The sequence below is a fragment of the uncultured Microbacterium sp. genome, assembly GCF_947489255.1.
GTDB classification, from domain to species: Bacteria; Actinomycetota; Actinomycetes; order Actinomycetales; family Microbacteriaceae; genus Microbacterium; species Microbacterium phycohabitans.
Genome location: NZ_CANLCY010000005.1, coordinates 259,842 through 282,073, shown reverse-complemented (window position 1 = coordinate 282,073; position 22,232 = coordinate 259,842). Strand labels below are relative to the sequence as shown.

The window sequence follows — 22,232 nt, the reverse complement described above, 5'->3', positions numbered from 1 at the left end:
CCGTGGCATCCGGTCTTCGGCGTTCTGCGGGTGCGGTGGCCGCGGCCGGTCGCTCGGGTCCGCGGTCGGGAGCAGTCGTCCGGGCACGTGGGGACGGGGGCTCAGGTCGGGGGCGACGGCGTCCGGAGCTCGGGCGGGGGAGGAACCGTGCGCGCGCCGCTGTGGACGGCGACCGAGGGCGCGACGGGGTCTTCGCTAGCCTGGGGCGACGACCGACGCCGAGGGGGCACGATGGAAGTCGAACACACGGGCGCACGCTCGGGGATCTCCTGGCCCGCGCAGCCGGGGGCGCTCGTCGACACCGGGCGGTGCCCCTCGTGCTTCACCGCGATTACGGTGTCGCCCTGCCCCGCGTGCGGCCTCGATCTCACCGACGCCCGCACGGCCCGCGTGCTCGACCTGTCTCAGCGGATCGTCGCCCTCGTCGACGAGCGCGCGGCGGCTCTCCTCCTCATCCACCGCTCGAGCGAGAACGCCATCTCGGGCTCGATCGACGCGCCCGAGCGAGAGCCGGCTCCGCGCCTCGACTCCGGCGCCGCTGCGCCGCCGTCGATCCCGGGCGCGGCCGATGAGCCCGTCGGGAACGCCCCCTCGCCGGTGCTGTTCCCGCCGCCCGCGGGCCTCACCCCGCCGACCTCCGAGCGGCCGCTGTTGCCCGTGGCTCCGATGGCAGCCCGTGCCGTGGAGGACGGGGACGCCTCTCGCTCCGCCGCCCGGGCGGCGGGCGTCGCATCCCCGGCCGCGGCGGGCGTCGCATCCGCAGCCGCGGCATCGCCGACGGTGCCGGTCGCCCCGGCTCCGGTCGCCCCGCACGCGGATTCCCGCGGTTCCGTGCATCTCGCCCCCTCGGCCGACACGGGTGCGCGAACGCGGCCCGTCGGCCAGCCCCCCGTCTCCAGCGGCGGCGGGAGCCAGGGCGAACCCGCCACGCCCCGCCGCTCGAGCGTACAGGTGTTCCTGCTCTCGACCGGCGTGGTCCTGCTGGCCGTCGCGGCGGTGTTCTTCCTCACCGTCGCGTGGATCAGCGGTGGGCTCGTCCTGCGATCGGTCATCATCGGCATGGTCACGGCGGCCGTCATCGCCACGGCCTCCCTTCTGCGGCGGCGCCGCCTCGAGGCGACCGCAGAGGGGATCTCCCTGCTCGGCATCGCGCTCGTCGCTCTCGACGTGTGGGCCGTGCGCGCCAACGACCTCGGCGGCGCGGCATCCGTCGATCCGGCCGTCTACTGGGGCGCGGCGACGACCGCCGCCGGGGTCGCCTTCGTCGGCTGGGCCCGGCTCGCGCGGCACCGCGCGCCGCTGTCGACGGCGGTGCTCGCCCTCACCATCGGTCCTGCCCTGCTGGGCGCGGGGCTGGTCGGCCCTGATTCGGTGCTCGCCTGGTTCGTCGCGGGTCTGATCGTGGTGCTGGTCGCGCTCGCGGCGCCGTTCGCGCCGCTCCTCTCGCCTCCGCCACGCGCGCGGATGCGTCCCGAGATCGTCGCGGTGCGCGTCCTGGCCGCCCTGGCCGGGGTCGTCGCCCTGGCCGCGGCTCTCTTCATCGACCCGCAGGCCACCTGGTCGCCCGTCCTCTTCAGCGGATTGCTCGCCCTGGCCCTCGCGGCGCATGCGGGGGCGATGACCCGCCGAGGCGAGTCGCGTCTCGCGCCCGTGGCCGCGGTCGCCGCCGTGCTGTGCCTCGGATCCGGAGTCGCCGTCTCGGTCGTGCGTGCGGCCGATGCGACGCTCTCCGTGACGGTCCCGGTCATCGTCGCGGTCGTGGTCGCGGTCGCCCTCGACGTCGCCGGACGGCGCGCCGACGGGGGACCGGCTCGCTCCACGCTGCTCGCCGGGGCCGTCACCGCAGCCGTGATCGCCGGGCTCGCCGCCCTCGCACCCATCGGCGCCGCCCTGACCACCGTCTTCGCTCGGATCAGCGACGTAATGCCGATCTTCGGTCGATCGGCCCTCGACGTCGACCCGCCGGATGCCACTGCGACCGCCGCCGTGATCGCCCTCGCAGCCGTCGCGATCCTCGCCGCGGCCGCCTGGCGCCTGTCGGGCGCGTGGCGAGCGCGACGCCTCGTCGCCCTGGCCGCCGGTGCCGCCGTCGCTCTGCTGGCCGGTCCACAGCTGCGGGTCCTGCTCCTGGTCGTCGCCTGGTACCTGGTGCTCGCCGTCATCGCTGTGGTGGCCCTCCTCCGCCGTCGCGGCGCGCTGACCGGGGAGTCGGCCGCCGCGGGTCCGCTCGCGACTGCGGCAGGAGCGTCTGCACCCGTCCCGGTGGGTCCGCTCGTGGCCTCTTCCGACCCGTCGCCGGCCGCCGCCGCGGGTCCGCCCGCGAACCCCGCCGAACCGTCTGAGCCCTTTGCGACGGGTCCGCGCGCGATAACGGGCGAGCAGTCACTGCCCGTCTCCGCTGGTCCCCCGGTCGCCGGCGGGGTGGTTCTCGCCATCCTCGTCGGCACGATCTCACTGCTCGGCGGGCTGCTGCTGTCGTTCGCGTCACCCGTTGCGTGGGCCGTCGCGACGGTCGTCGTGACGGGCGTGATCGCCGTGGCGGCCGGCATCCACCGCCTGGTCCGGGTGGCGTCGACCGTCGCCGTGGTCGGGTTCGTCTCGATCAGCGCTCTGCTACTGCCGCTCGCCCTGCGTTCGGGTGTCGACGTCTCACTCGCGGGCGGATCGCCCTTCGCGGTCGCCGCGGTCGTCGCGGCCGGGTGCCTGGTGTTCGTGGGCCTCCCGGTCGCCCGCCTGGTCGGTCTCGACGCGGCCCAGCGCGCCGCCGGTGCACTCACCGCGATCATCGTCACGGTGCTCTCGTCCGGGGTGGCGCTGATGGGGGGTCCGCCCGCAGCCGATGCCTGGATCGCCGGAGCGTGTCTCGCTGCGGCGGTGGTCACCGTTGTTCTGACCGGCGCGCCGGGCTTCCGCTCCTGGCGCGTCGCGCGTCCCGCTGCGGCGCTGACGGCACCCCTCTTCGCCGCCGCCGGCGTCGACGCGGTGCTGCGAGCAGTCGACGCGCCGGCGTTCGCGCGAATGATCGTCGCGGCAGCGCTGGGCGTCGTCGCGGTGGCGGTCGCCCTTCGCGCGCTCGGGAGGGAGCCCGGCCTGCGGGTGCTCACCGACGCGGGTGCCGGGCTCGTCCTCGTGCTCGCGGTCGCTGCGGCACCCTCGGAGGGAGCGCGCTGGCTGCCGCTGCTTCTCGCAGCCGTCGCCGCCCTGCTGTGGGCCACCGACTCCGAGGGGCTTCTGACGTCGAACAGCGGGAGACGGCACCTCGTCTGGCTCGCGCTGCTCGTCGGTGCGATCGCTCTCTGGTCCCGCCTGCTCTGGCAGGGCACCGACACCGTCGAGTTCTTCACCCTGCCCGTCGGCGTGGCGCTCCTGACCCTCGCCGCCGGAACCGAGCGCGCCCGCCGTCGCCGCCCCGAACGCCCCGTCGCGACGCCCGCGGTGATCGCCGCGGCGGGCGTGGGCGTCGCCCTCCTCCCCACGGCGCTGGCAGACCCCGACGACCTCGTCCGCGCGGTCATCGCCGGGGTGCTCGCCGTCGTCCTCGTCGTCGGGGGCGCGTGGCTCCGCCCCGCTCGCACGCCCGACGCTCTGCCGGTCGCGGTAGCTGCCGCGGCGGCCCTGACCCTCGTGGTGTGCGTCGTGGTGCGCGTCGCCCACGCCATCGATCTCGGTGCGACCGGGTCTCCGGCGACGGATGCCGTGCTCCTCCTCGCGGCCCTCGCGCTCGCCGCCGCGGCGGTGGGGGTGTCTCGCCGCGCGGCGGCCTGGTCCGTCCCCGCCTCGCGCGGGATCGCGATCGCCGCGCTCGCCCTCTTCGCCCTGGGTGAGGCGGCGCTCGTTGCGACCGCGGTCGGCCCGATTCTGCGCGTGGTGCTGTCGATCGCTGCGCTCGGCGCGGTGGGCATCCTGCTGCTGCGCCGAGAATCCCGCGTGTGGTCCTCGGCTGTCGTCGGGGTCGCGCTCGGCGGAGCGGCGCTCGTCGGAGCCGTCGCGCTCGCGACCGGTGTGCGTCCGCTCGAGTGGGCGACGGTCCCTCTCGCCCTGGTTCTGCTGACGGCGGCGCTGTCGCGGTGGTCGCGCCCGCTGTCATCGTTCCTCGTCGCGATGGCAGCCGTCGGACTGGCCGCGGGACTGCTGCCCTCGGCCGCTCTCGCGGGCGGATCCCCGACCCGCGCGATCGGCGTCGTTGCGGCTGCCGCACTCGTCCTGGCGGCCGCGCCGCGCGTGATGCGCGGCCCCCGGGCGGCCCTTCTCGTGCCCGCGGTGGTGATCTCCGGCGCGGCCCTCGGGCTCGCGGCGATGTCGCGTGCCCTGCACGACGTACGGGCGCCCTTCTTCGACGTGTGGGCGCTCACGCTGTTCGTCTGCCTCGTGGGTGCGGCCGTCCTGCTCCTTCGTCGAAGCGCGGGGGTCCCTTCGTGGGTGCCGCCCGCCCTCGCCGTCTACGCCCTCGCCCTCACGGCCGCCCTCTCGGTCGCGCGGATGCTGACGTTCCCCGGGCCTGACGTCGTGCGGGTGGTCGTCGCACTCGCCGTGATCCTCGGGGTGGGCCTGTTCTGGCGCGGTCCGCATCGCGCGTCGGTGTGGTGGGCAGCCCTGGGTCTCGCCGTCGCGGTGGGCGTCACGGCGGTCGTGGCGGGGGCGGCGGATCCGATCGAAACAGCGACGGTTCCGATCGCGGCAGCGTTGCTCGCGAACGGCGTCCGTTCGCTGCGTACGAGGGCCGAGGTGGGCAGCTGGCCGGCCGTCGGCGCGGGTCTCGGCGTGCTGCTGATCCCGTCGCTGCTGTTCGACTTCGTCGGCGACTCGACGCTGTGGCGCGTCATCGGCCTCGGGGTGGTCGCCCTCGTCGCTCTGCTGTGGGGCGTACGCCGACGTCTCCAGGCTCCGGTGGTGCTCGGTGGTGTGGTCTTGATCGTTCACGCCGTCGCGCAGCTGTGGCCCTGGATCACCGCGCTGTACGAGAGCGCCTCGGGGCTGTGGTGGCTGTGGCTGGGCATCGCCGGCGCCCTGCTCATCGTGATCGCGGCGACGTACGAGCGTCGCATCCGGGAGGTGAAGGCGGTCGCGCTCGCCCTCCGCGCCCTGCGCTGAGGCGATCACCCCGGCGTTCGCGCTCTGCGCTCACCCGGATCGACCGCCGGGGCACAGAAACCGACCCGACCCGCCCCGCCCGGCTAGTCCTTCTTCGCTTCCTTCGCCGCCGCCTTCGCCGCCCGCTTGTGCTCGCGCACCTTCGTCAGCGACTCGGGGCTGACGATGTCGGCGACCGAGCGGAACGAGCCCTCCTCCCCATACGGGGCAGAGGCCTCTCGCCATCCGGCGCCGTCGAAGCCGCGCTGCTTGCCCAGCAGGGCGAGGAAGATCTTCGCCTTCTGCTCGCCGAAGCCGGGAAGCGCCTTCAGGCGCTTCAGCACGGTCGCCCCATCGGGGTCGTCGCGCGTCCAGATGTTCGCGGCATCGCCGCCCCAGTGCTCCTCGACGGCGCTGCACAGCGACTGCACGCGCGTGGCCATCGAGCCCGGGAACCGATGGACCGCGGGCGATTGGGAGAACGCCGCCGCGAACGCCTCGGGGTCTTCGTGAGCGATGGTCGCGGCATCCATCGATCCGGTCCGCTCCTGGATCTTCAGCGGTCCCGCGAAGGCCGTCTCCATCGCCACCTGCTGGTCGAGCAGCATGCCGACGAGCAGCGCGAGCGGGTTCGTCGACAGCAGTTCGTCGGCGGCGGGGTCATCGGTGATGCGCAGGCTCATGACCTCATTCTCGCGCGGACCGCACGGAAGGGGCGCCGCCGTTTGCGAGACCGCATCTCGTCGACGCACCCGCGTCGTCCCGTGCTCGCATCCTCAGCCGGATGCCGCCTCGCCGCCCGACCGTCGTCGCCCTGCACGGGCCGCTCCGGTGCGGTGCCCACGGCACGGGGTCACTCCGGCGCAGCGATCCACTTCTGCGCGAAGGGCACGGCATCCATCGATCCGAGGTCGTTCGTGATCTCGTTCAGCTGCGTGCGGAAGTCGTCGACACCGCCGGCCGGGAGGCGCTTGACGAGCGACCCGTCCACGCGCCGGATGACGACCTCGCTCACCGACGGGGCGTCGCCGCCCGCGTCGAACAGGCCGAGGACCACGGTCGCCGCCCAGCGGAGCCCGTTTCGGGAGCGGTCCTCGCCCGCGACGGCGTAGACCTCGGATGCCGGTGTGCTCACGGCATCCATCCTGCCCGAGGACGAGCAGGCGGGGCGTCAGCCCGCGTCGGCGATGTCGCCGCGCGTGGTGGCCGTGTCGGCGGAGCCTTCGACCTCGATGCCGAACAGCGCCGAGAGGGCGTCGATGTACTCGTCGGCACGGCCGGTCTCGGCCAGCTCGTGTGCGCGCGTGGTCGGGGTGTGCAGCAGCACGCCCACGAGATGGCGCAGGGCCTGCTCGGTCTGTCCGCCCTCGTCGCCGCGGGCCCGCACGCGGGCGACCTCGGCGTCGAGCACGCCGAACACGTGGGCGCGCAGCGCCACGACGGCGGGGGTGATGTTCTTGCGCTCGCCGACGGAGGCGAAGCGTCGGGCGGCGTCGCGCACGAGGTCGCGCGCCGCGTCGGTGGCCTGCAGCTCCTCGAGAGGGGCGTGCAGGCGGATGGTCTCGAGGTCGAGCAGGTCGACCCCCGGCACCGTCGCGACGTCGGGGTCGACGTTGCGGGGCAGGCCGAGGTCGATGACGAGGCGGCGGCCCGCGTGGTCGACCGGGCAGCCGGCGGCTGCGGTGGCCTCGGCGCCCGTGCGTCCGGCGGCGAAGGTCGCGGCACTGACGACGTGGTGCTCGCTCGTCGTGCAGGTGATGACGAGGTCGGCGTGCGCGACGGCGGAGGGGAAGGTCTCGGTCGAGACCGCGCGCAGACCGTGCTTGGCGGCGAATTTGGCGGCCCGGCCCGAGGGCGAGTGCACCGCGATGTCTTCGGCGCCCTGGTCGCGGAGAGCTGCGACGGTGGCGGCGGCGTACGCGCCGGTGCCGACCAGCAGCACGCGCTGCGTGGACCAGTCGGCGATGCGGCTGTCGGCGAGTTCGAGGCCGAGGCGCACGAGCGAGCGACCGGCGCGGCCGATCGCGGTGGAGTTCTTCACCCCGCGCTGGGCTTCGGACGCGCGCTGGAAAAGGCGCTCGAGCTCGGCGGAAGTGGTCCCCAGCTGCCGTGACTCGGTGAGCGCGCGACGCACCTGGCCGGCGATCTCGCCCTCGCCCACGACGACGGACTCGAGGCCCGAGGCGACCGAGAAGAGGTGCTCCGCGACGTCGTCGCCGCCGAGCACGGTGTAGGAGCCCTCGAGCTCGCTGGCCGGAACGCCCGTGGCGGCCTCGATGGCGCTCAGAGTGGCGTCGACGCCGAGGGCCACGGCCGCGGTGACGGGCTCGTCCATGTCGACGTACGCCTCGAAGCGGTTGCACGTGGCGACGACGACCGCGCCCTGCACGAGCTCGGCGTGCTCGGCGATCAAGGGGGCGACGGGGGTGCGGGGTACGCTGAGCCGCTCGAGGAGCTCGAAGGACGCGGTCTTGTGACTCGCGCTGACGCACAGCAACACGTTCATATTCTACGCCCGGCCATCCCGGGGTATTCCGGGTGGCCTCTCGACGTCAAGGCATCCCCCGCGCGCACAGGAGGCGGATGGGAGGATGGATGCCATGGCATCCCTCGACGCTCCCCTCCTCCGCGCCCTCCGCGGCGACCGCCCCGAGCGTCAGCCGGTGTGGTTCATGCGGCAGGCGGGTCGCTCGCTCCCCGAGTACCGGGAGCTGCGCGTGGGCACCCGCATGCTCGACGCCTGCCTCACCCCCGACCTCGCGGCCGAGATCACGCTGCAGCCGATCCGACGTCACGACGTGGATGCCGCGATCTTCTTCAGCGACATCGTCGTACCGCTGCGTCTGGCCGGTGTCGACGTCGTGATCGAGCCCGGCCGCGGGCCGGTGTTCGCCGATCCCGTGCGCACCGCCGACGACGTCGCGCGGGTGACGGCGATCGATCCGGCCGATGTGGCCGCGGCGGCGGAACCCGTGCGCGAAGCCGCCCGGCGCGTGACGGCCGAGCTGAGCGACAGCGTCCCGCTCATCGGCTTCGCCGGCGCCCCGTTCACGCTCGCCGCGTACCTGGTCGAGGGCGGCCCCTCGAAGGAGCACCTGCGGGCCCGCGGAATGATGCACGCCGACCCCGCCTCGTGGCACCGCCTCGCCGGGTGGCTGGCGAAGGTGTCGCGCGCCTTCCTCGACGCCCAGATCGAGGGCGGGGCGCAGGCCGTGCAGTTGTTCGACTCGTGGGCGGGGTCGCTCTCGCCGTCGACCTTCCGCGAGTTCATCGCTCCGCACTCCACCGAGGCGCTCGAGGGCATCGAGGTGCCCCGCATCCACTTCGGCGTCGGAACGGGTGCCTTCCTCGACGACATGCGCCTGGGCGGACTCGCCGACGCCGTGGGCGTCGACTGGCGGATGCCGCTCGACGAGGCCGCCGCCCTCGTCGGCCCCGACGTGACCCTGCAGGGCAACATCGACCCCGCGCTGCTCGGAGCGCCCTGGCCCGTCCTCGAGGCGCACGTCGACGACGTGCTCGCCCGCGGACGCGCGGCGCGCGCGCACGTGCTGAACCTGGGACACGGCGTTCCGCCCGACACCGACCCCGAGGTGCTGACCCGCATCGTCGCCCACGCGCACGCATCGCGGGCGCAGGAGGCCCAGGCGCACGAGGCCCCCGCTCCGGGGGAGCAGGGCGCGTGAGCGAGTCCCTCGAGCGTCTCGTGCGGCACGCGCACGAGACGCGCGTGATCGTGATCGGCGGGGGCGTCTCGGGTCTCGTCGCCGCGCGCGAGTGCGCGAAGGTGGGGCTCGAGGTCACCGTTCTCGAGGCCGCCGACGTGCTCGGCGGCGTGGTGCGCTCCGCCGAGGTGGGCGGGATGACGCTCGACGTGGGCGCCGAGAGCTTCGCCACCCGCGGCGGGGTGGTGCGCGACCTCCTCGGCGAGCTCGGCTTGGCCGACGACGTCGTCTCGCCGAACCCGGAGGGCGCGTGGGTGGCGGGCGTTCCCGGCGTGGGCGCAGCCCCCCTTCCGAAGGGCGGGGTGCTCGGCATCCCCGACAATCCCTTCGCACCCGACGTGCGACGCGTCATCGGCTGGTCGGGGGCATGGCGGGCCTACGTCGACCGCGTGCGTCCCCCGCTCACGATCGGTCACGCGCACAGCCTCGGCAAGCTCGTGCGCTCGCGCCTGGGCGCTCGCGTGCTCGACCGCCTGGTGGCGCCCGTCACGAGCGGGGTGTACTCCGCGCGGCCCGACGACATCGACGTCGATCTCGCCGCCCCCGGACTCAACGCCGCCCTCACGCGCACGGGCTCGCTCACGGGTGCGGTCGCCGAGCTGCGCGCCCGCCGACCGCAGACCCGTCCGGCCGATGCCCCGGCATCCGACGTCCCCGTCGCCGGGTCCGCGAAGGCCCCCGCGCCGGGAGGCGCCGTGCAGGGCATCGTCGGCGGCATGTCGCGCCTGGTCGACGCGCTCGCGGCCGGACTGCGCGACGCCGACGTCGAGGTGCGCACCGGTGTGCGGGCCGAGAGGCTCGACCGGACCGACGACGGCTGGGCGGTGTCGACGTCGGTCGATGACGAGCCGCTGACCGCGCGCGCCGTGATCGTCGCGCTCCCCGAAGGACCGGCGCGGCAGCTGCTCGCCCCGGTCGTGCCGGGTCTCGAGGCGGGCGATCCGATCGCGCCCGTGGTCGAGGTCGTGACCCTCGTGCTCGACGCGCCCGTGCTCGACGGTGCACCGCGGGGGACGGGCGTGCTCACCGTGCCCGGCAGTCACGTGGCCAAGGCCCTCACCCACTCGACCGCCAAGTGGGACTGGGTCCGGGATGCCGCCGCCCCCGGCGTCCACGTCGTGCGCGTGTCGTTCGGCGCACAGGGGGAGGAGCCCGCCACCGCTGCTCTCGACGACGACGCCGCGGCGCACCTGGCGCTGTCGGAAGCCGCCGCGCTGCTCGGCGTCGAGCTTCCGGCATCCGTTCTGCGCGCCGCTCACCGCGTGCGCTACGTGCAATCGCAGCCGGCCGCCACGATCGGTCGCGCCGCCGTCACGGCCGCCGCGCGCGATGCCGTGCGCGCGGTGTCGGGGCTCGGGGCGACCGGGGCGTGGCTCTCGGGCACCGGTCTCGCGCAGGTGATCCCCGACGCGCGCCAGGAGGCCGACCGCGTCCGCAGCGCCGCGCTGTGGCGGAGCTGACGGACCCTCACCGTCGGCCATGCGACGCCGCCTGTCAAGGGCGGATGCCGGATGCGGCATACATGACTACTGTGAGACTCGACCACCACTCGAACGAGCGTGAGGAGACCCCATGAGGGGCAAAGCAGCACTCGTCGTCGGACTCGTGGCGGGCTACGTGCTCGGAGCACGCGCCGGCCGCCAGCGGTACGAGCAGATCAAGGAGCAGGCCGAAAAGGTCTGGAGCCAGCCCGCCGTCCAGGGACAGGTCGAGAAGGTGAAGGCGCTCGGCGTCTCGGCTCTCAAGTCCGTGCCCGGCGTGGTGTGGAAGGGCGCGAAGTCCGTCACCACCGCGGCGTCCGGTTCGGGCACCGTGCAGGAGCGCGCCGAGCGCGCGGGCCGTGCCGCCAAGCGCTCCGCCGACGAGGTGGCCGACGTCGTCGAAGACGCCGTCGACGACGCCAAGCAGGCCGAGAAGTCCGCGACCACGCGCGCCCGCGCGGCCAAGAGCGGCTCCACCTCGTCCGGGAGCTGACCGCATGACCACTCCGCGCGGATTCCGCGATCGTTCCGACGACAGCCTGTTCGAGCTGCTCGGCGACATCCCCGAGCTGGTGCGCAACCTCGTCGTCGCCGAGATCAACGGCGCGAAGGCGTGGGCGCAGCGCACGGCGAAGGATGCCGGTATCGGCGCCGGCTGGTTCGTCGGCGCCCTCATCGTGCTGTTCTGGGCCGTGCCGGTGTTCTTCGCGTTCGTGATCGCCGGGCTCTCGTCGTGGTGGCCCGTCTGGCTGTCGGCCCTCGTCGTCTTCGGCGTGATGGTCGTGATCACGGCGATCCTGGCGCTGCTGGGCTACCTGCGGATCAAGAAGCTCTCGAGCCGCGAGAACCCGGGCAAGGCCATCGCCGAAGACGTCCGCATCGTCAAGGAGGCCCGCGATGAGTATTGAGCGCCCCGTCCCCGTGCCCCGCACCGCGGTGCCGTTGGGCATCACCGACCCGGTCGAGTCGGCCCGCGCCGAGCTGAAGGCCGCTCTCGCGGCCATCGAGGTCAAGGCCAACATCCCCCGCCGCGCGAGTGACGCCGTCGATCGCACGGTCCACGACGTGCGTGAGAAGGCGCAGCGCAACCCCGGGGTGGCTGCGGCCGCCGTGGCGGGTGTCGCCGCCCTCGTCGGCGTCGCCGTCTGGGGACTCGTGCGCGCCTACACGCGCTGAGACGTCACGAAGCGGCCCGCCCCCTCACCGGGGGTCGGGCCGCTTCGTCGTTTCCGGGCCGTGCGGTCGTTCCCGGGGCCGTGCCGCCGTTCCGGGGCCGTGCCGACATTCCCGGGCCGTGCCGCCGTCCCCGGGGCGTGCCGTCCTGCGGACTCTGCCCGCGGCGCGCCGTGCGGCGGGGCGTCGGGGCGGCGTGTCGGGTGCGGACTCCGCGGGACGGTTCGTCCGGGGCGGATGCCGCGACCCCGGCTCACGGCTCGTTCGCGAACAGTCCCCGCAGCAGATCCTCGAAGTACTCCGGCGTCACCGCGATCGGACCCGCGTACGCGTGGTCGAATCCGGCGATGGCGTACAGCAGCAGCGCCACGAACAGGGCGAGCAGGCTCGACATGAGCAGGTGGACGCGCAGGTTCCGCACCTCGATCAGGGCGATGAGGATCGCATTCAGCACGGCACCGACGCTCAGCACGATCCACAGAACGCTGGGCAGGGCGAGGTGGGTCAGCGCGATGCGGTCGCGGCGGTTCTCCACGAGCAGCTGGAACTGATCCAGCGACTGCTGCACGTAGAGGGTCTCGGCGGCCGTCGTCGGCTGCACCTGGCCGATGGCCTGCTGCATCGCGGAGATGTTGGCATCCGTCTCGGAGGGGATCTCCAGGCGCCGCTGCATCGGCCAATCGAGGTCGATCACGTTGCGCGTGTACTGCACGATCTGGTTCTGCAGCTCGTCGCCCTGCGGATCGGGGAGCAGCGCAGCCGTTCGATAGAGGGATGCCAGCGACGACGACTCCTGGAGCACCACCCCGTCGACCTCGGTGAAGTTGCCGTAGGCGGCCGCGGCGATGAGAGCGAGCGTCACGCCGTAGAAGACGCCGTACGCGCCGACCGCGTAGCTGAGCACGCGGTCCCACTCCTCACCCTGCGGAGCGACGCGGAAGACCCAGGTGCGCAGGACCAGCAGGATCACGCACGAGCCGCCCACCACCAGCACGATGAACAGCGGCAGGCCCACGGACATGGGCAGGTCGTAGAGCCACATCGGGCACCCCTTCGGCGGGCGTCCCCCGACGCCGTCGTCGCACAGTACCAAGGCGCGCGGGCGGCCCGCAGCCCCTCCCCTTCGCCTCGAGGGGCGCGGGGGTGCTTCACCGGTGAGTCAACCGGTTTGGAGCGCCACGCCGACCGGACGAGACTGGGTACATGTCCCACGACAGCTCCTCCTCCGTCTACACGCTGTGGGCGGTCTTCCGCCGCGACCCCGAGAACCCGGTGACCGCCGCCGAGTCCACCGAGCTCGCCGACCTCGTGTCGCTGATCGAGGCGGACGGCGTCACCGTCCGCGGCTTCTATGACGTCAGCGGTCTGCGCGCCGACGCCGACCTCATGGTCTGGCTCCACGGCGAAGACCCGCAGGCGCTGCAGCGCGACCTCCGGCGCCTGCGTCGCACCGATCTGCTGAAGAACCTCCTGCCCACGTGGAACGCGATGGGCGTGCACCGGGATGCGGAGTTCAACCGCTCGCACGTCCCCGGATTCCTCCGCGGCATCGAGGCGCAGCAGTGGCTGTGCCTGTACCCGTTCGTGCGCAGCTATGAGTGGTACCTGCTGCCCGAGGCGGAGCGTCGCGAGATGCTCATCGAGCACGGCAAGAAGGGCAGCGTCTACAAGGGCGTCATCGCCAACACCGTGGCATCCTTCGCCCTCGGCGACTACGAGTGGCTCCTGCCCATGGAGGCGGACGTGCTCACCGATCTCGTCGACATGATGCGCGACCTGCGGTACACCGAGGCCCGTCGCCACGTGCGCGAGGAGGTGCCGTTCTACACCGGCCGTCTCGTGACGCTCGACGAGATCCCCGAGATCCTCCAGTGAGCGCGCCTCTGCGGCTCGGTACGCGTCGCAGCACCCTGGCGATGGCGCAGTCGCAGATGGTCGCCGACGCCGTGGCCGCGGCATCCGGTCGCGCGGTCGAGCTCGTGCCGATCGTGTCGGAGGGCGACGTGAACCGCGCGTCGCTGTCGCAGCTCGGCGGCCGCGGGGTGTTCGCGAACGGCCTGCGCGAGGCGCTCGCCGCCGATCGCTGCGACTTCCTCGTGCACTCGCTCAAAGACCTGCCCACCGTGCAGCCCGACGGGCTCGTGATCGCCGCGACGCCGCCGCGGGAAGACGCGCGCGACGTCGTGGTCACCCGTGACGGCACCCCCCTCGGCGCCCTCGCCCCGGGGTCGCGCGTCGGCACGGGCTCGCCCCGCCGCGTCGCGCAGGCGCTGCGGCACAACCCGCGGCTCGACATCCGCGACATCCGCGGCAACGTCGACTCGCGTCTCGCGCGCGTGCGCGACGGAGAGCTGGATGCCGTGATCCTCGCCGCCGCGGGCATCTCGCGCCTCGGCGGCGACCTCGGCGGCCTGCACGCCGAGGCTCTGGGCCTGGCGGAATGGCCCACCGCGCCCGGGCAGGGTTCTCTGGCGATCGAGACCCGCAGCGACATCGACCCGGAGGTGCACGCCGCCCTCGCGCAACTCGACGACGAGGACACCCGCGTCGCGATCACGGCGGAGCGCGTGGTGCTGAACGCCCTCGACGCCGGGTGCAGCGCGCCGGTCGGCACTCACGCGTCGCTGGCCGGGGGCGACCTGCGGCTGCGCGCCGTGGTGTACGCCCTCGACGGCACGCAACGGATCGGTATCGACCGGACCGTGCGGCTCGCACCGGGGTATGGTGGGGAAACGGGCAGTGGCAATGGAGCGGATGCTGCCGACGACGGGGGACCGATCGCGCGAGCGGCGCGAGCGGGCCGAGAAGCCGCGCGTCGGTTGCTCGAACGTGGGGCGGCCGACCTGGCACCACGAGAGTCGACCACATGAATGAAGGCCACTGGAACACGCCGAACCCGACCACGGGCGGCGTGCCGAAGCCGCTGAGCGGACGACGCGTCCTCGTGCCACGTGGTGGCCCCTGGGGCGACGGCGTGGCGGCGAGCCTGCGACAGCTGGGGGCCGTCCCGGTCATCGCGCCGCTGATCAACTTCGCCCCGACCAACGATCAGGCGACCCTCGACGAGGCGCTCGCCGATCTCGCAGCCGGTGCCTTCGACTGGCTCACGCTCACCAGTGCCACCACCGTCGACGTCCTGTACGCGTACAAGGCCGTCATCCCCGCCGAGACGAAGGTCGCCGTCGTCGGCGAGACCACCGCCGCGGCGATGCAGGCCGTCGGCTACCGCGTCGACCTCGTGCCCGAGCGCGACAACTCGGCGCAGGGGATGGCCGAGCAGATGATCGAGATCGAGACCGAGCCGCGCAAGGTCCTCACCCTGCGCAGCGAGATCGCCAAGCCGGTCCTCACGCGCCTGCTGATCGAGGCCGGGCACGACGTGCGCAGCGTCGTGGCGTACCGCACGGTGGGCGTGCCGGTGACCGAGAAGATCGCGACCGACGTGCACTCGGGTCGTATCAACGCCATCCTCGTCACCAGTGGTTCGGTGGCGGAGCAGGTGGTCGAGCAGTTCCCCGAGATCCCGGCATCCACGGTCATCGCGGCGATCGGACCCCGCACGGCCAAAGACGCCAAGCGCGCCGGACTGAGCGTCGACGTCGTGGCCGACAGGCAGACCGTCGACTCCCTCATCGAGGCGGTCGCCCGTTTCCCCCTGACCACCGACGAATCGACTTCATGAGCTTCCCCGAGCACCGCCCGCGGCGTCTGCGTCGCACTCCCGCCGTCCGTCGTCTCGCTCGCGAGACCCACCTCGTGCCGTCGCAGCTCGTGCTGCCCATGTTCGTGCGCGAGGGGATCACGGAGCCGAGCCCGATCGGCTCGATGCCCGGGATCGTGCAGCACTCGATGGATTCGCTCCGCCGCGCCGTGGCGGAGGCGGCCGAGCAGCGGATCGGCGGGGTCATGCTCTTCGGCGTGCCCGAGGTGCGCGACGCCGTCGGCAGTGGTGCCGACGACCCGAACGGCATCCTGAACCGCGCCACCGAGGCCGTCGTCGCCGAGGTCGGTGACGCGGTGGTCGTGCAGACGGATCTCTGCCTCGACGAGTTCACCGACCACGGCCACTGCGGCGTCCTGCGGGCCGACGGCGCCGTCGACAACGACGCCACCCTCGAGCGCTACACCGCGATGGGGCTCGCGCAGGCCCGCGCGGGCTCGGCGATGCTCGGGCTGTCGGGCATGATGGACGGCCAGGTGGGCGCCGTGCGCGAAGCCTTGGATGCCGAGGGCTTCACCGACACGCTCGTTCTGGCGTACTCCGCGAAGTACGCCGGCGCGTTCTACGGCCCGTTCCGCGAGGCCGTCGACTCGCAGCTGAAGGGCGACCGTCGTTCGTACCAGCTCGACCCCGGCAACGGTCGCGAGGGCGTGCGCGAGGCGCTGCTCGACGTCGAAGAGGGCGCCGACATCGTGATGGTCAAGCCGGCCCTGCCCTACCTCGACGTGCTCGCCGACGTGAAGGCCTCGGTCGACGTGCCGGTGTGGGCGTACCAGGTGTCGGGGGAGTACGCGATGGTCGAGGCCGCCGCCGCCCACGGGTGGATCGACCGCCGCGGCGCCATCATGGAGAGCCTGCTCGGCATCCGTCGCGCCGGCGCCGACGCGATCCTGACGTACTGGGCCCTCGAGGCCGCCCGCTGGCTCCGCGAAGAGCTCTGAGCCCCGCCCGCTGACGCGCGCTCGTGCGGCGCGCCGCGCTGACGCGCGCGCCGACGTGAGTCGCCAGAATGTGTCGCTTCGACCGCCTCAGAGGCGACGAATCTTGGCGGCTCACGCGGGTGAGCGGCAGCGAAGCTCACCCGCGCGGAGCCGACACCCGCGCGCGCCCGGAAGAATGGATGCCATGACCGATCTCAACGACCAGTGGTTCGCCCGCGCCAAGGACGTCATCCCGGGCGGGGTGAACTCGCCCGTGCGCGCCTACGGCTCCGTCGGCGGTACGCCGCGGTTCGTGCAGTCGGCGTCGGGTCCGCGCATCACGGATGCCGCGGGTCGCGAATACGTCGACCTCGTCGCGTCGTGGGGTCCGGCCCTGCTCGGCCACGCGCACCCCGAGGTGGTCGGCGCGGTGCAGTCCGCGGCATCCCGAGGTCTGTCGTTCGGTGCGCCGACGGGGGCCGAGGTGGAGCTCGCCGACCTCGTCGCGCAGCGCGTGCAGGTCGGCGATCTGAAGCCGATCGAGAAGGTGCGTCTGGTCTCGACCGGCACCGAGGCGACGATGACGGCGATCCGTCTCGCGCGCGGCGTCACCGGTCGCGACCTGCTGATCAAGTTCGCGGGGCACTACCACGGGCACTCCGACGGGCTGCTGGCCGCCGCGGGCTCGGGCGTTGCGACCCTCGCCCTGCCCGGCTCGGCCGGGGTTCCCGCGCCCATCGCGGCGCAGACGCTCGTGCTGCCCTACAACGACCTCGACGCGGTGCGCGAGGTGTTCTCCGTGCACGGCGAGAACATCGCCGCGATCATCGTCGAGGCGGCCTCGGCGAACATGGGCGTCGTCCCGCCGCTGCCCGGCTTCAACGCCGCGCTCGCCGACATCGCGCACGGCCACGGCGCGCTGCTGATCATGGACGAGGTGCTCACCGGCTTCCGCGTGCACCCCGCCGGTTTCTGGGGCCTGCAGGCCTCGCAGGGCGAGCGCTACCTGCCCGACATCCTCACGTACGGCAAGGTCATCGGCGGCGGGATGCCGCTGGCCGCTCTCGCCGGCCGCGCCGAGGTCATGGACCACCTTGCTCCCCTCGGACCGGTGTACCAGGCGGGCACGCTGTCGGGGAACCCGCTGTCGGTGGCCGCGGGCCTGGCCACGCTGCGCCTGGCGACGCCCGAGGTGTACGCCGCGGTCGACGCCGCCGCCGGCCGCGTCGCCGACGCGCTCGATGCGGCCCTGACCGCCGAGGGCGTGGTGCACGCCGTGCCGCGCGCGGGATCGCTGTTCGGTGTCGCCTTCCTGCCCGAGGTGCCCCGCGACTACGCGACCGCGCTCACGCAGCAGTCGTACCGCTACGCCCCGTTCTTCCACGCGATGCTGGATGCCGGAGTCTCGCTGCCCCCGAGCGTGTTCGAGGCGTGGTTCCTCACGGCGGCCCACGACGACATCGCTCTCGAGCGCGTGCTCGAGGCGCTGCCGATCGCGGCGAAGGCGGCCGCGGAGGCGCTGGATCCGACGCTGCTGGCCCAGTAGCCCAGAACGTCGAGCTCCCGGCCGCCTTGATACGGTCGATTGAGGGGGAGAACGATGACCGCATCGAATTCCTGGTCGGCGCCGCAGCACTGGGCGCCCCATCCGCGCCGAGCCGGCGCGTGGTCGCGATGAGGCGTCGTGTGCTCGCCGCCGTGGTCATCGCGGCGGGGCTCGCATCGGCCGGCTGTGCGCCGGCCGGCTCGGCCTCCACCGTCACCGTCACCTGGACCGGGCCCGACGGCGAGCAGACGGTCACGATGACGCCCGACGTGGTCGACTGCGACGACACCGGCGCACGTGGAACGTCGGTGCAGGTCGAGCCGCAGGGCACCTTCTCGTTCCGTACGAACGTCGACGAGGGAGCGCGCGGGTCGGTCGGGGTCTGCGCGGAGAGCGTGCTGGTCTCGTTCGAGTCCGACGACATCGACCTCACCGTCCGCGGGGATGCCGTGACGGTGGCTTCCAGCGACGGTGAGGCAGCGGTCGTCGAGGGATGGACGCCGGAGGACGGCATCGTCGAGTCGCCCGACGACGCGACACGCTATCCCGCGACGGTCACCGCGAGCCTGCGCTGCGAGTGACGCTGGCGCGGCCGCGTTCGCGTGCAGTGATCCATGCCGGTCTCACCCGTCGCCATCCGTGAGGAAGAAGAGCGGCTCGACGAACTTCCCCGGGGTCGTGATCGCCACGGCGGGCTGAGCTCGTGCGGCGTGCAGGGTCTCGCGGACGTGCGCCACGAGATCGTCGAGCGTGGGCGGGAGCGCGGCGGCGGGGTCCGGATCGGCGAGTTGCTCGGCGATGACCACGGGGCGTCCATCGTCCAACGTCGTTCGGGCCACTTCGAGGAGGACGGTCTCGGGCGGGAGCACGACCTCCTGCTCAGCCTGCTGAGCGGACAGGAACGAGATGTCGCGGCCCGTGCGGCTGACGATCGCGACGACGACCGGGGTCGAGAAATTCTCGGTCGCGATGCGAGGGTCCTTGCTCGTCGCGGTGACCCCGCGTGTCCAGCGGGCCGGCGCGAGCGAAGGAACCTAGGGCAGTCCGTGGAAGACGATCCCGGTGTACGGGGGCAGCCGTTCGAGTGCGCGCAGGAACCTGAGTGCCGCCTCGCCGGGATCAGTCATTCACGTCATCTTCCTCTTCTTCACCATCGGCGTCGAACGGCACAGGGGGGGGGGGGGCCGGGTGCCGGACGGACGACGCTGATCCCGGGAACCATACTGTCGGTCTTCTCCGGAATGGCGGGCCGACCACGGTACATTCCCTCCTCATGCCGGCGCCGGAGGTTCTCCATCGCCGCACGGGCTCTGGCTTGATCCTCCGGCGACAGGCCCGGGGCCATGCCGTCCGACTTGCTCATGAAACCTCCCGCATGAATATCTGAGTGATGCCGTTGACCTCCTGGCGCGCGAGCACCAGGAAGCGAGTGCCCGGCCGGAACAGCACTTCGTCTTCGGTCGACGCGTAGTGACTGACATGCTGGACACCTTTGCCGTGCAGCGAGTCGATCTGGTACTGAACGTCTCCCGCGAAGGCGTTCGTCTTATCGGCGCTTGTGAACGAGGCGTTCGTGACGACTTGACCCGGCTGATAGGCGTCGATGTAGGTTGCCCCCGGTTCCAGACGTTCACCACGGAAGACAGTTCCCTGATGATCGGGAAGGCGATCGAGAGCACGAACAGCCGCGTCGATTTGATGCTGCAGCTCCGGCGTCATCGGGATCTGCCCACGCAGGGCCTGATTGATCTCCACATGAGGTCGTTGAACCACCCCTTGATCGGCTCGAAGTGGTCGATCAACTACCCCAGACCCGCCGCGATCAGCGAGCCGAGCGGGTCGATGACGGCGGCGACGGTGGCCGCCACGGTGCTGAAGGCGGCGAGGCCGCCCTCGACCCAGTTGCCCGACTCGATCGCCGCCACCAACTGCGCACCGGAATCCAGCAGACCCGCCCCGCTGAACGGGGTCGCCGTGTCGACGGGACCGGCGATGAGGGCGTTGCTCACAGGCCCGCCTCCAGCGACCGCACCCACTCGAGCACCTTCTGCTCGTACGCCTCCAGATCAGCCCCCACACCGACGATCTCGGTTGCCGAGCGACGCACCATCTCTCCCGCCGCGCCGATCAACGACCCCGCGGCATCCGCGGCCATCGTCGCCGGCGGCACCAGGAACGCGCACAACACCCCGAACGGATGCCACGGCCCCCAACCGCGACGCGTGCGAGCCGATCAGCCCGACATCGACGGCGATACGCTCCGCCACGGGATCAGACCCGGAAGCCCATCGGCTGGGACGGCGGCGACTGCCGCTCGATCTCGCCCGCCAACCGCTCCACGATCGCCGAATCCGCACCGAACGCCGCGCGCGAGATCTCCAGCGCCTGCTCCCCCGCCAGCCGCTGCGCATCCCTCGCCGTCTCCACGATCACCCGCTCCAACGCATCGGGGCGCAACTCGTACGCCGCGTCGGCGAGACGGATACCGACCAACCGGCCCGTGGCATCCACCGTCACCGACACCTCGCGACGGGGCGAGGTCGCCGCCGCCCGCACGGCATCGATGTCGACCTGCACCTGCTGTGCCTGCTCCGCTCGCAGCTGCGCCTCGGCGACCTGCTGCTCGATCCGCGCGATCGCCGCCTCCGCCTCACGAGAAGAGAACAGATCACTCATTCGACCGAGCGTAGTCGGAGGCCTTCCACGAGGAGCGAGAGATGTGAACATCCTCACGAGCCGTGAGCGGGTGGAAGACTGGATCGATGCGTCCTCCCCAGCCCCGTGTCGTCGTCCTCGCCGGTGGAGTCGGGGGGTCGAAGTTCACCCTCGGCGTGCGCGCCGCTCTGCGCCGGCTCGGCGCGCCCGAAGCCACCGTCGTCGTCAACACGGGTGACGACCTGTGGCTCTCCGGCGTGCGGCTGCAGCCCGACGTCGACTCGATCACCTACGCCCTGGCCGGGGTGAACGACACCGTGCGCGGCTGGGGTCGCGCGGGCGATACCGAGCGGGTGAATGAAGAGCTGCAGGCGTGGGGTGCGGGTTGGCCCTGGTTCACGCTCGGCGACCTCGACCTCGGCACCCACCTCGCGCGCACCGGTTGGCTGCGCGAGGGCCTCACCCCGACCGAGGTGCTCGGTCGGATGGCGCGGCGGTGGCCGCTCGGCATCCGTCTGCTGCCCATGACCGACAGCGAGGTCGACACCCACGTTCTGCTCGAGGACGGGCGGCGCCTGCACTTCCAGGAGTGGTGGACGCGCCACCGCGCGCAGCTGACCCCCCGAGCGTTCGAGAACCCCGGGATAACGGATGCCGAGCCCGCACCCGGAGTGACGGATGCCATCGCGGCGGCCGACGTGGTGCTGCTGGCGCCGTCGAACCCGGTGGTGTCGATCGGTCCGATCCTCGCCGTGCCCGGCATCGCGGCCGCCCTGCGCGCGACCCCGGCGCGCGTCGTCGGCGTCTCGCCCATCATCGGCGGCCGGGTCGTGCGGGGGATGGCCGACGTGTGCCTGACGGCGATCGGGGTCGAGACCTCGGCCGCCGCCGTCGCCCGGCACTACGGCGCGCGATCGGCCGACGGGGTGCTCGACGCGTGGCTGCTCGCGGAGGAGGATGCCGCGTCGGCGGCGGACGTCGAGGCGGCGGGGATCCGAACGGTCGTGCGGCCGCTGTGGATGACCGACGAGAACGCGTCGGCAGCGATGGCCGAGGCGGCACTCGAGGCGTGAGGCGCTCCGGCGCGCGCTCCGACGGGCGCTCCGGCGCGCGCGGAATCGGAGGTCGGCGTCAGATCCGGATGCCGCGGGCTCTCTGATCCGGATCTGCGGCAGGTCTCCGTATCCGCCGCGCGGCTCCCGGCTTCGCGCGGCGCCCGGCGGCGGGCCGCCGCGCGGCTTGCGGCGTCAGGCCGCGGCCGCCGCCAGCACCGCGGCCGTGCGCGGGCCCACGCCCAGGGCGACGGCCTCGGCGAGCTGCACGGCCGTGTCGACGTCGCGGCGCAGCGTCGAGTCGCGGGGGACCGCGAGGTCGGCGCACCCGAGCAGGCGGTGGCGGGCGGCGGAGTCGGCGCCGAACGCCGACACCCACACCGCGCCCGGGCGGGCCGTGACGAGGGTCGAGCCGGTGCCCTCGGCATCCGGGACCAGACCCCGCTCCACGTGGCCGGCGAGCTCGAGGGCGGCGTCGAGGTCGTGAGGGGTGAGCGCGGGCACGTCGCCCAGGAGGGCGGCGCGCGGGGCGCCCCGTCCGGCCGTCTCGGCTCCGCGCGCGATCGCCGCGTCGAGGCCGCGCACGTCGCCCTCGGTGAGCACGTCGACTGCGGGCCACTGCGCGACCAGGTGGGTGATCTCGGTGTCGTCGGTCACGACGACGACCCGCGAGACTCGCGGCGTCGCCGCGGCGGCCGCGATGGTGTCGAGCGCGAGGGCACGGGCGAGTGCCTCGCGGTCGGAGACACCCGTCAGGCGCGTCTTGCCGATGGCGGCGGGTTTGACCGGGACGATGATCGTCCATCCGGTGGCGCTGGTAGTGCTCATCGCATCCATTGTGTGTCGTATCCGACGGATGTGCGGGTGGGGTATCGCTGCGGCGGCAAAG

The 22,232-nt window shown here is 73.0% G+C and carries 23 protein-coding genes; 13 read left to right on the top strand and 10 right to left on the bottom strand.

Annotation, left to right across the window (positions count from 1 at the left end; genetic code table 11):
• Nucleotides 1–231: 231 nt before the first annotated feature.
• On the top strand, nucleotides 232–5,091 hold the full coding sequence (locus Q0818_RS14610) for a hypothetical protein (protein ID WP_298876404.1): 4,860 nt from the start codon (nucleotides 232–234) through the stop codon (nucleotides 5,089–5,091).
• 83 nt (nucleotides 5,092–5,174) lie between these two features.
• Here the strand turns inward: Q0818_RS14610 and Q0818_RS14605 are convergent, their stop codons facing one another.
• The 3 genes from Q0818_RS14605 to Q0818_RS14595 form a co-directional block, all read right to left on the bottom strand.
• Nucleotides 5,175–5,753, bottom strand: coding sequence for an HhH-GPD-type base excision DNA repair protein (locus Q0818_RS14605; protein WP_298876402.1), 579 nt, complete (start codon nucleotides 5,751–5,753; stop codon nucleotides 5,175–5,177).
• Nucleotides 5,754–5,923: 170 nt separating this feature from the next.
• Entirely contained in the window at nucleotides 5,924–6,205 is a 282-nt protein-coding gene (locus tag Q0818_RS14600) for a hypothetical protein (RefSeq protein ID WP_298876400.1), read from the bottom strand.
• Nucleotides 6,206–6,241: 36 nt separating this feature from the next.
• Nucleotides 6,242–7,570 (bottom strand): glutamyl-tRNA reductase, encoded by a 1,329-nt coding sequence (locus tag Q0818_RS14595; protein ID WP_298876399.1) that lies wholly within the window; start codon nucleotides 7,568–7,570, stop codon nucleotides 6,242–6,244.
• 100 nt (nucleotides 7,571–7,670) lie between these two features.
• Here Q0818_RS14595 and hemE point away from each other — a divergent pair, with 100 nt between their 5' ends.
• The 5 genes from hemE (at nucleotide 7,671) to Q0818_RS14570 (ending at nucleotide 11,452) form a co-directional block, all read left to right on the top strand.
• Complete coding sequence (gene hemE / locus Q0818_RS14590; protein ID WP_298876398.1) at nucleotides 7,671–8,756, top strand: uroporphyrinogen decarboxylase; 1,086 nt, start codon at nucleotides 7,671–7,673, stop codon at nucleotides 8,754–8,756.
• Nucleotides 8,753–10,255, top strand: coding sequence for a protoporphyrinogen oxidase (gene hemG, locus Q0818_RS14585; protein ID WP_298876397.1), 1,503 nt, complete (start codon nucleotides 8,753–8,755; stop codon nucleotides 10,253–10,255). The genes hemE and hemG overlap by 4 nt, the downstream gene beginning before the upstream one ends.
• A gap of 112 nt (nucleotides 10,256–10,367) precedes the next feature.
• On the top strand, nucleotides 10,368–10,769 hold the full coding sequence (locus Q0818_RS14580) for a hypothetical protein (RefSeq protein WP_298876396.1): 402 nt from the start codon (nucleotides 10,368–10,370) through the stop codon (nucleotides 10,767–10,769).
• A 4-nt stretch (nucleotides 10,770–10,773) separates the two neighbouring features.
• On the top strand, nucleotides 10,774–11,184 hold the full coding sequence (locus Q0818_RS14575; RefSeq protein WP_298876395.1) for a phage holin family protein: 411 nt from the start codon (nucleotides 10,774–10,776) through the stop codon (nucleotides 11,182–11,184).
• Nucleotides 11,174–11,452, top strand: a complete 279-nt coding sequence (locus tag Q0818_RS14570) for a hypothetical protein (protein WP_298876394.1) — start codon at nucleotides 11,174–11,176, stop codon at nucleotides 11,450–11,452. Before Q0818_RS14575 ends, Q0818_RS14570 begins: the two co-directional genes overlap by 11 nt.
• A gap of 250 nt (nucleotides 11,453–11,702) precedes the next feature.
• Here Q0818_RS14570 and Q0818_RS14565 read toward each other — a convergent pair whose 3' ends face one another.
• A complete protein-coding gene (locus tag Q0818_RS14565) occupies nucleotides 11,703–12,491 on the bottom strand; it encodes a DUF4239 domain-containing protein (RefSeq protein WP_298876393.1) in 789 nt (262 codons plus the stop codon).
• A 161-nt stretch (nucleotides 12,492–12,652) separates the two neighbouring features.
• Between Q0818_RS14565 and hemQ the strand changes: the two genes are divergently transcribed.
• The 6 genes from hemQ (at nucleotide 12,653) to Q0818_RS14535 (ending at nucleotide 18,217) form a co-directional block, all read left to right on the top strand.
• Entirely contained in the window at nucleotides 12,653–13,324 is a 672-nt protein-coding gene (gene hemQ, locus Q0818_RS14560; protein WP_298876391.1) for a hydrogen peroxide-dependent heme synthase, read from the top strand.
• A complete protein-coding gene (gene hemC / locus Q0818_RS14555) occupies nucleotides 13,321–14,319 on the top strand; it encodes a hydroxymethylbilane synthase (RefSeq protein ID WP_298876389.1) in 999 nt (332 codons plus the stop codon). The genes hemQ and hemC overlap by 4 nt, the downstream gene beginning before the upstream one ends.
• Complete coding sequence (locus Q0818_RS14550) at nucleotides 14,316–15,131, top strand: uroporphyrinogen-III synthase (RefSeq protein ID WP_298876387.1); 816 nt, start codon at nucleotides 14,316–14,318, stop codon at nucleotides 15,129–15,131. The genes hemC and Q0818_RS14550 overlap by 4 nt, the downstream gene beginning before the upstream one ends.
• Nucleotides 15,128–16,111 carry a porphobilinogen synthase gene (hemB, locus tag Q0818_RS14545; protein WP_298876386.1) on the top strand — a complete coding sequence of 328 codons (984 nt, stop codon included), beginning with the start codon at nucleotides 15,128–15,130 and terminating at the stop codon, nucleotides 16,109–16,111. Before Q0818_RS14550 ends, hemB begins: the two co-directional genes overlap by 4 nt.
• Nucleotides 16,112–16,295: 184 nt before the next feature.
• The gene (locus Q0818_RS14540) at nucleotides 16,296–17,636 is read left to right on the top strand and encodes a glutamate-1-semialdehyde 2,1-aminomutase (protein WP_298876384.1); all 1,341 of its coding nucleotides are present in this window, start codon (nucleotides 16,296–16,298) and stop codon (nucleotides 17,634–17,636) included.
• 128 nt (nucleotides 17,637–17,764) lie between these two features.
• Nucleotides 17,765–18,217, top strand: a complete 453-nt coding sequence (locus Q0818_RS14535) for a hypothetical protein (RefSeq protein WP_298876381.1) — start codon at nucleotides 17,765–17,767, stop codon at nucleotides 18,215–18,217.
• Nucleotides 18,218–18,259: 42 nt separating this feature from the next.
• Here Q0818_RS14535 and Q0818_RS14530 read toward each other — a convergent pair whose 3' ends face one another.
• The 5 genes from Q0818_RS14530 to Q0818_RS14510 all read right to left on the bottom strand — a co-directional run bounded on the left by Q0818_RS14530 (nucleotide 18,260) and on the right by Q0818_RS14510 (nucleotide 20,312).
• Nucleotides 18,260–18,505, bottom strand: coding sequence for a hypothetical protein (locus Q0818_RS14530; RefSeq protein WP_298876379.1), 246 nt, complete (start codon nucleotides 18,503–18,505; stop codon nucleotides 18,260–18,262).
• Between the two features lie 490 nt (nucleotides 18,506–18,995).
• Nucleotides 18,996–19,391 (bottom strand): ADP-ribosyltransferase domain-containing protein, encoded by a 396-nt coding sequence (locus Q0818_RS14525; RefSeq protein ID WP_298876376.1) that lies wholly within the window; start codon nucleotides 19,389–19,391, stop codon nucleotides 18,996–18,998.
• 47 nt (nucleotides 19,392–19,438) lie between these two features.
• Complete coding sequence (locus Q0818_RS14520; protein WP_298876374.1) at nucleotides 19,439–19,645, bottom strand: hypothetical protein; 207 nt, start codon at nucleotides 19,643–19,645, stop codon at nucleotides 19,439–19,441.
• Nucleotides 19,642–19,824: a hypothetical protein gene (locus Q0818_RS14515; RefSeq protein WP_298876371.1), complete on the bottom strand. Its 183-nt coding sequence runs from the start codon at nucleotides 19,822–19,824 to the stop codon at nucleotides 19,642–19,644. The genes Q0818_RS14520 and Q0818_RS14515 overlap by 4 nt, the downstream gene beginning before the upstream one ends.
• Nucleotides 19,825–19,907: 83 nt before the next feature.
• Nucleotides 19,908–20,312, bottom strand: coding sequence for a YbaB/EbfC family nucleoid-associated protein (locus Q0818_RS14510; protein WP_298876368.1), 405 nt, complete (start codon nucleotides 20,310–20,312; stop codon nucleotides 19,908–19,910).
• A gap of 86 nt (nucleotides 20,313–20,398) precedes the next feature.
• Here Q0818_RS14510 and cofD point away from each other — a divergent pair, with 86 nt between their 5' ends.
• On the top strand, nucleotides 20,399–21,364 hold the full coding sequence (gene cofD / locus Q0818_RS14505; protein WP_298876365.1) for a 2-phospho-L-lactate transferase: 966 nt from the start codon (nucleotides 20,399–20,401) through the stop codon (nucleotides 21,362–21,364).
• 174 nt (nucleotides 21,365–21,538) lie between these two features.
• Here cofD and cofC read toward each other — a convergent pair whose 3' ends face one another.
• The gene (cofC, locus tag Q0818_RS14500; protein WP_298876362.1) at nucleotides 21,539–22,171 is read right to left on the bottom strand and encodes a 2-phospho-L-lactate guanylyltransferase; all 633 of its coding nucleotides are present in this window, start codon (nucleotides 22,169–22,171) and stop codon (nucleotides 21,539–21,541) included.
• Nucleotides 22,172–22,232: the final 61 nt, after the last annotated feature.

Excerpts from the sequence above, each read along its gene's own strand:
- hemB (WP_298876386.1), top strand. The coding sequence starts at position 15,128 with ATGAGCTTCCCCGAGCACCGCCCGCGGCGTCTGCGTCGCACTCCCGCC.
- Q0818_RS14575 (WP_298876395.1), top strand. The coding sequence starts at position 10,774 with ATGACCACTCCGCGCGGATTCCGCGATCGTTCCGACGACAGCCTGTTC.
- Q0818_RS14570 (WP_298876394.1), top strand. The coding sequence starts at position 11,174 with ATGAGTATTGAGCGCCCCGTCCCCGTGCCCCGCACCGCGGTGCCGTTG.
- Q0818_RS14550 (WP_298876387.1), top strand. The coding sequence starts at position 14,316 with ATGAATGAAGGCCACTGGAACACGCCGAACCCGACCACGGGCGGCGTG.
- hemE (WP_298876398.1), top strand. The coding sequence starts at position 7,671 with ATGGCATCCCTCGACGCTCCCCTCCTCCGCGCCCTCCGCGGCGACCGC.
- Q0818_RS14605 (WP_298876402.1), bottom strand. The coding sequence starts at position 5,753 with ATGAGCCTGCGCATCACCGATGACCCCGCCGCCGACGAACTGCTGTCG.
- Q0818_RS14580 (WP_298876396.1), top strand. The coding sequence starts at position 10,368 with ATGAGGGGCAAAGCAGCACTCGTCGTCGGACTCGTGGCGGGCTACGTG.
- cofC (WP_298876362.1), bottom strand. The coding sequence starts at position 22,171 with ATGAGCACTACCAGCGCCACCGGATGGACGATCATCGTCCCGGTCAAA.
- Q0818_RS14510 (WP_298876368.1), bottom strand. The coding sequence starts at position 20,312 with ATGAGTGATCTGTTCTCTTCTCGTGAGGCGGAGGCGGCGATCGCGCGG.
- Q0818_RS14565 (WP_298876393.1), bottom strand. The coding sequence starts at position 12,491 with ATGTGGCTCTACGACCTGCCCATGTCCGTGGGCCTGCCGCTGTTCATC.
- Q0818_RS14540 (WP_298876384.1), top strand. The coding sequence starts at position 16,296 with ATGACCGATCTCAACGACCAGTGGTTCGCCCGCGCCAAGGACGTCATC.
- hemQ (WP_298876391.1), top strand. The coding sequence starts at position 12,653 with ATGTCCCACGACAGCTCCTCCTCCGTCTACACGCTGTGGGCGGTCTTC.
- Q0818_RS14610 (WP_298876404.1), top strand. The coding sequence starts at position 232 with ATGGAAGTCGAACACACGGGCGCACGCTCGGGGATCTCCTGGCCCGCG.
- Q0818_RS14535 (WP_298876381.1), top strand. The coding sequence starts at position 17,765 with ATGAGGCGTCGTGTGCTCGCCGCCGTGGTCATCGCGGCGGGGCTCGCA.
- cofD (WP_298876365.1), top strand. The coding sequence starts at position 20,399 with ATGCGTCCTCCCCAGCCCCGTGTCGTCGTCCTCGCCGGTGGAGTCGGG.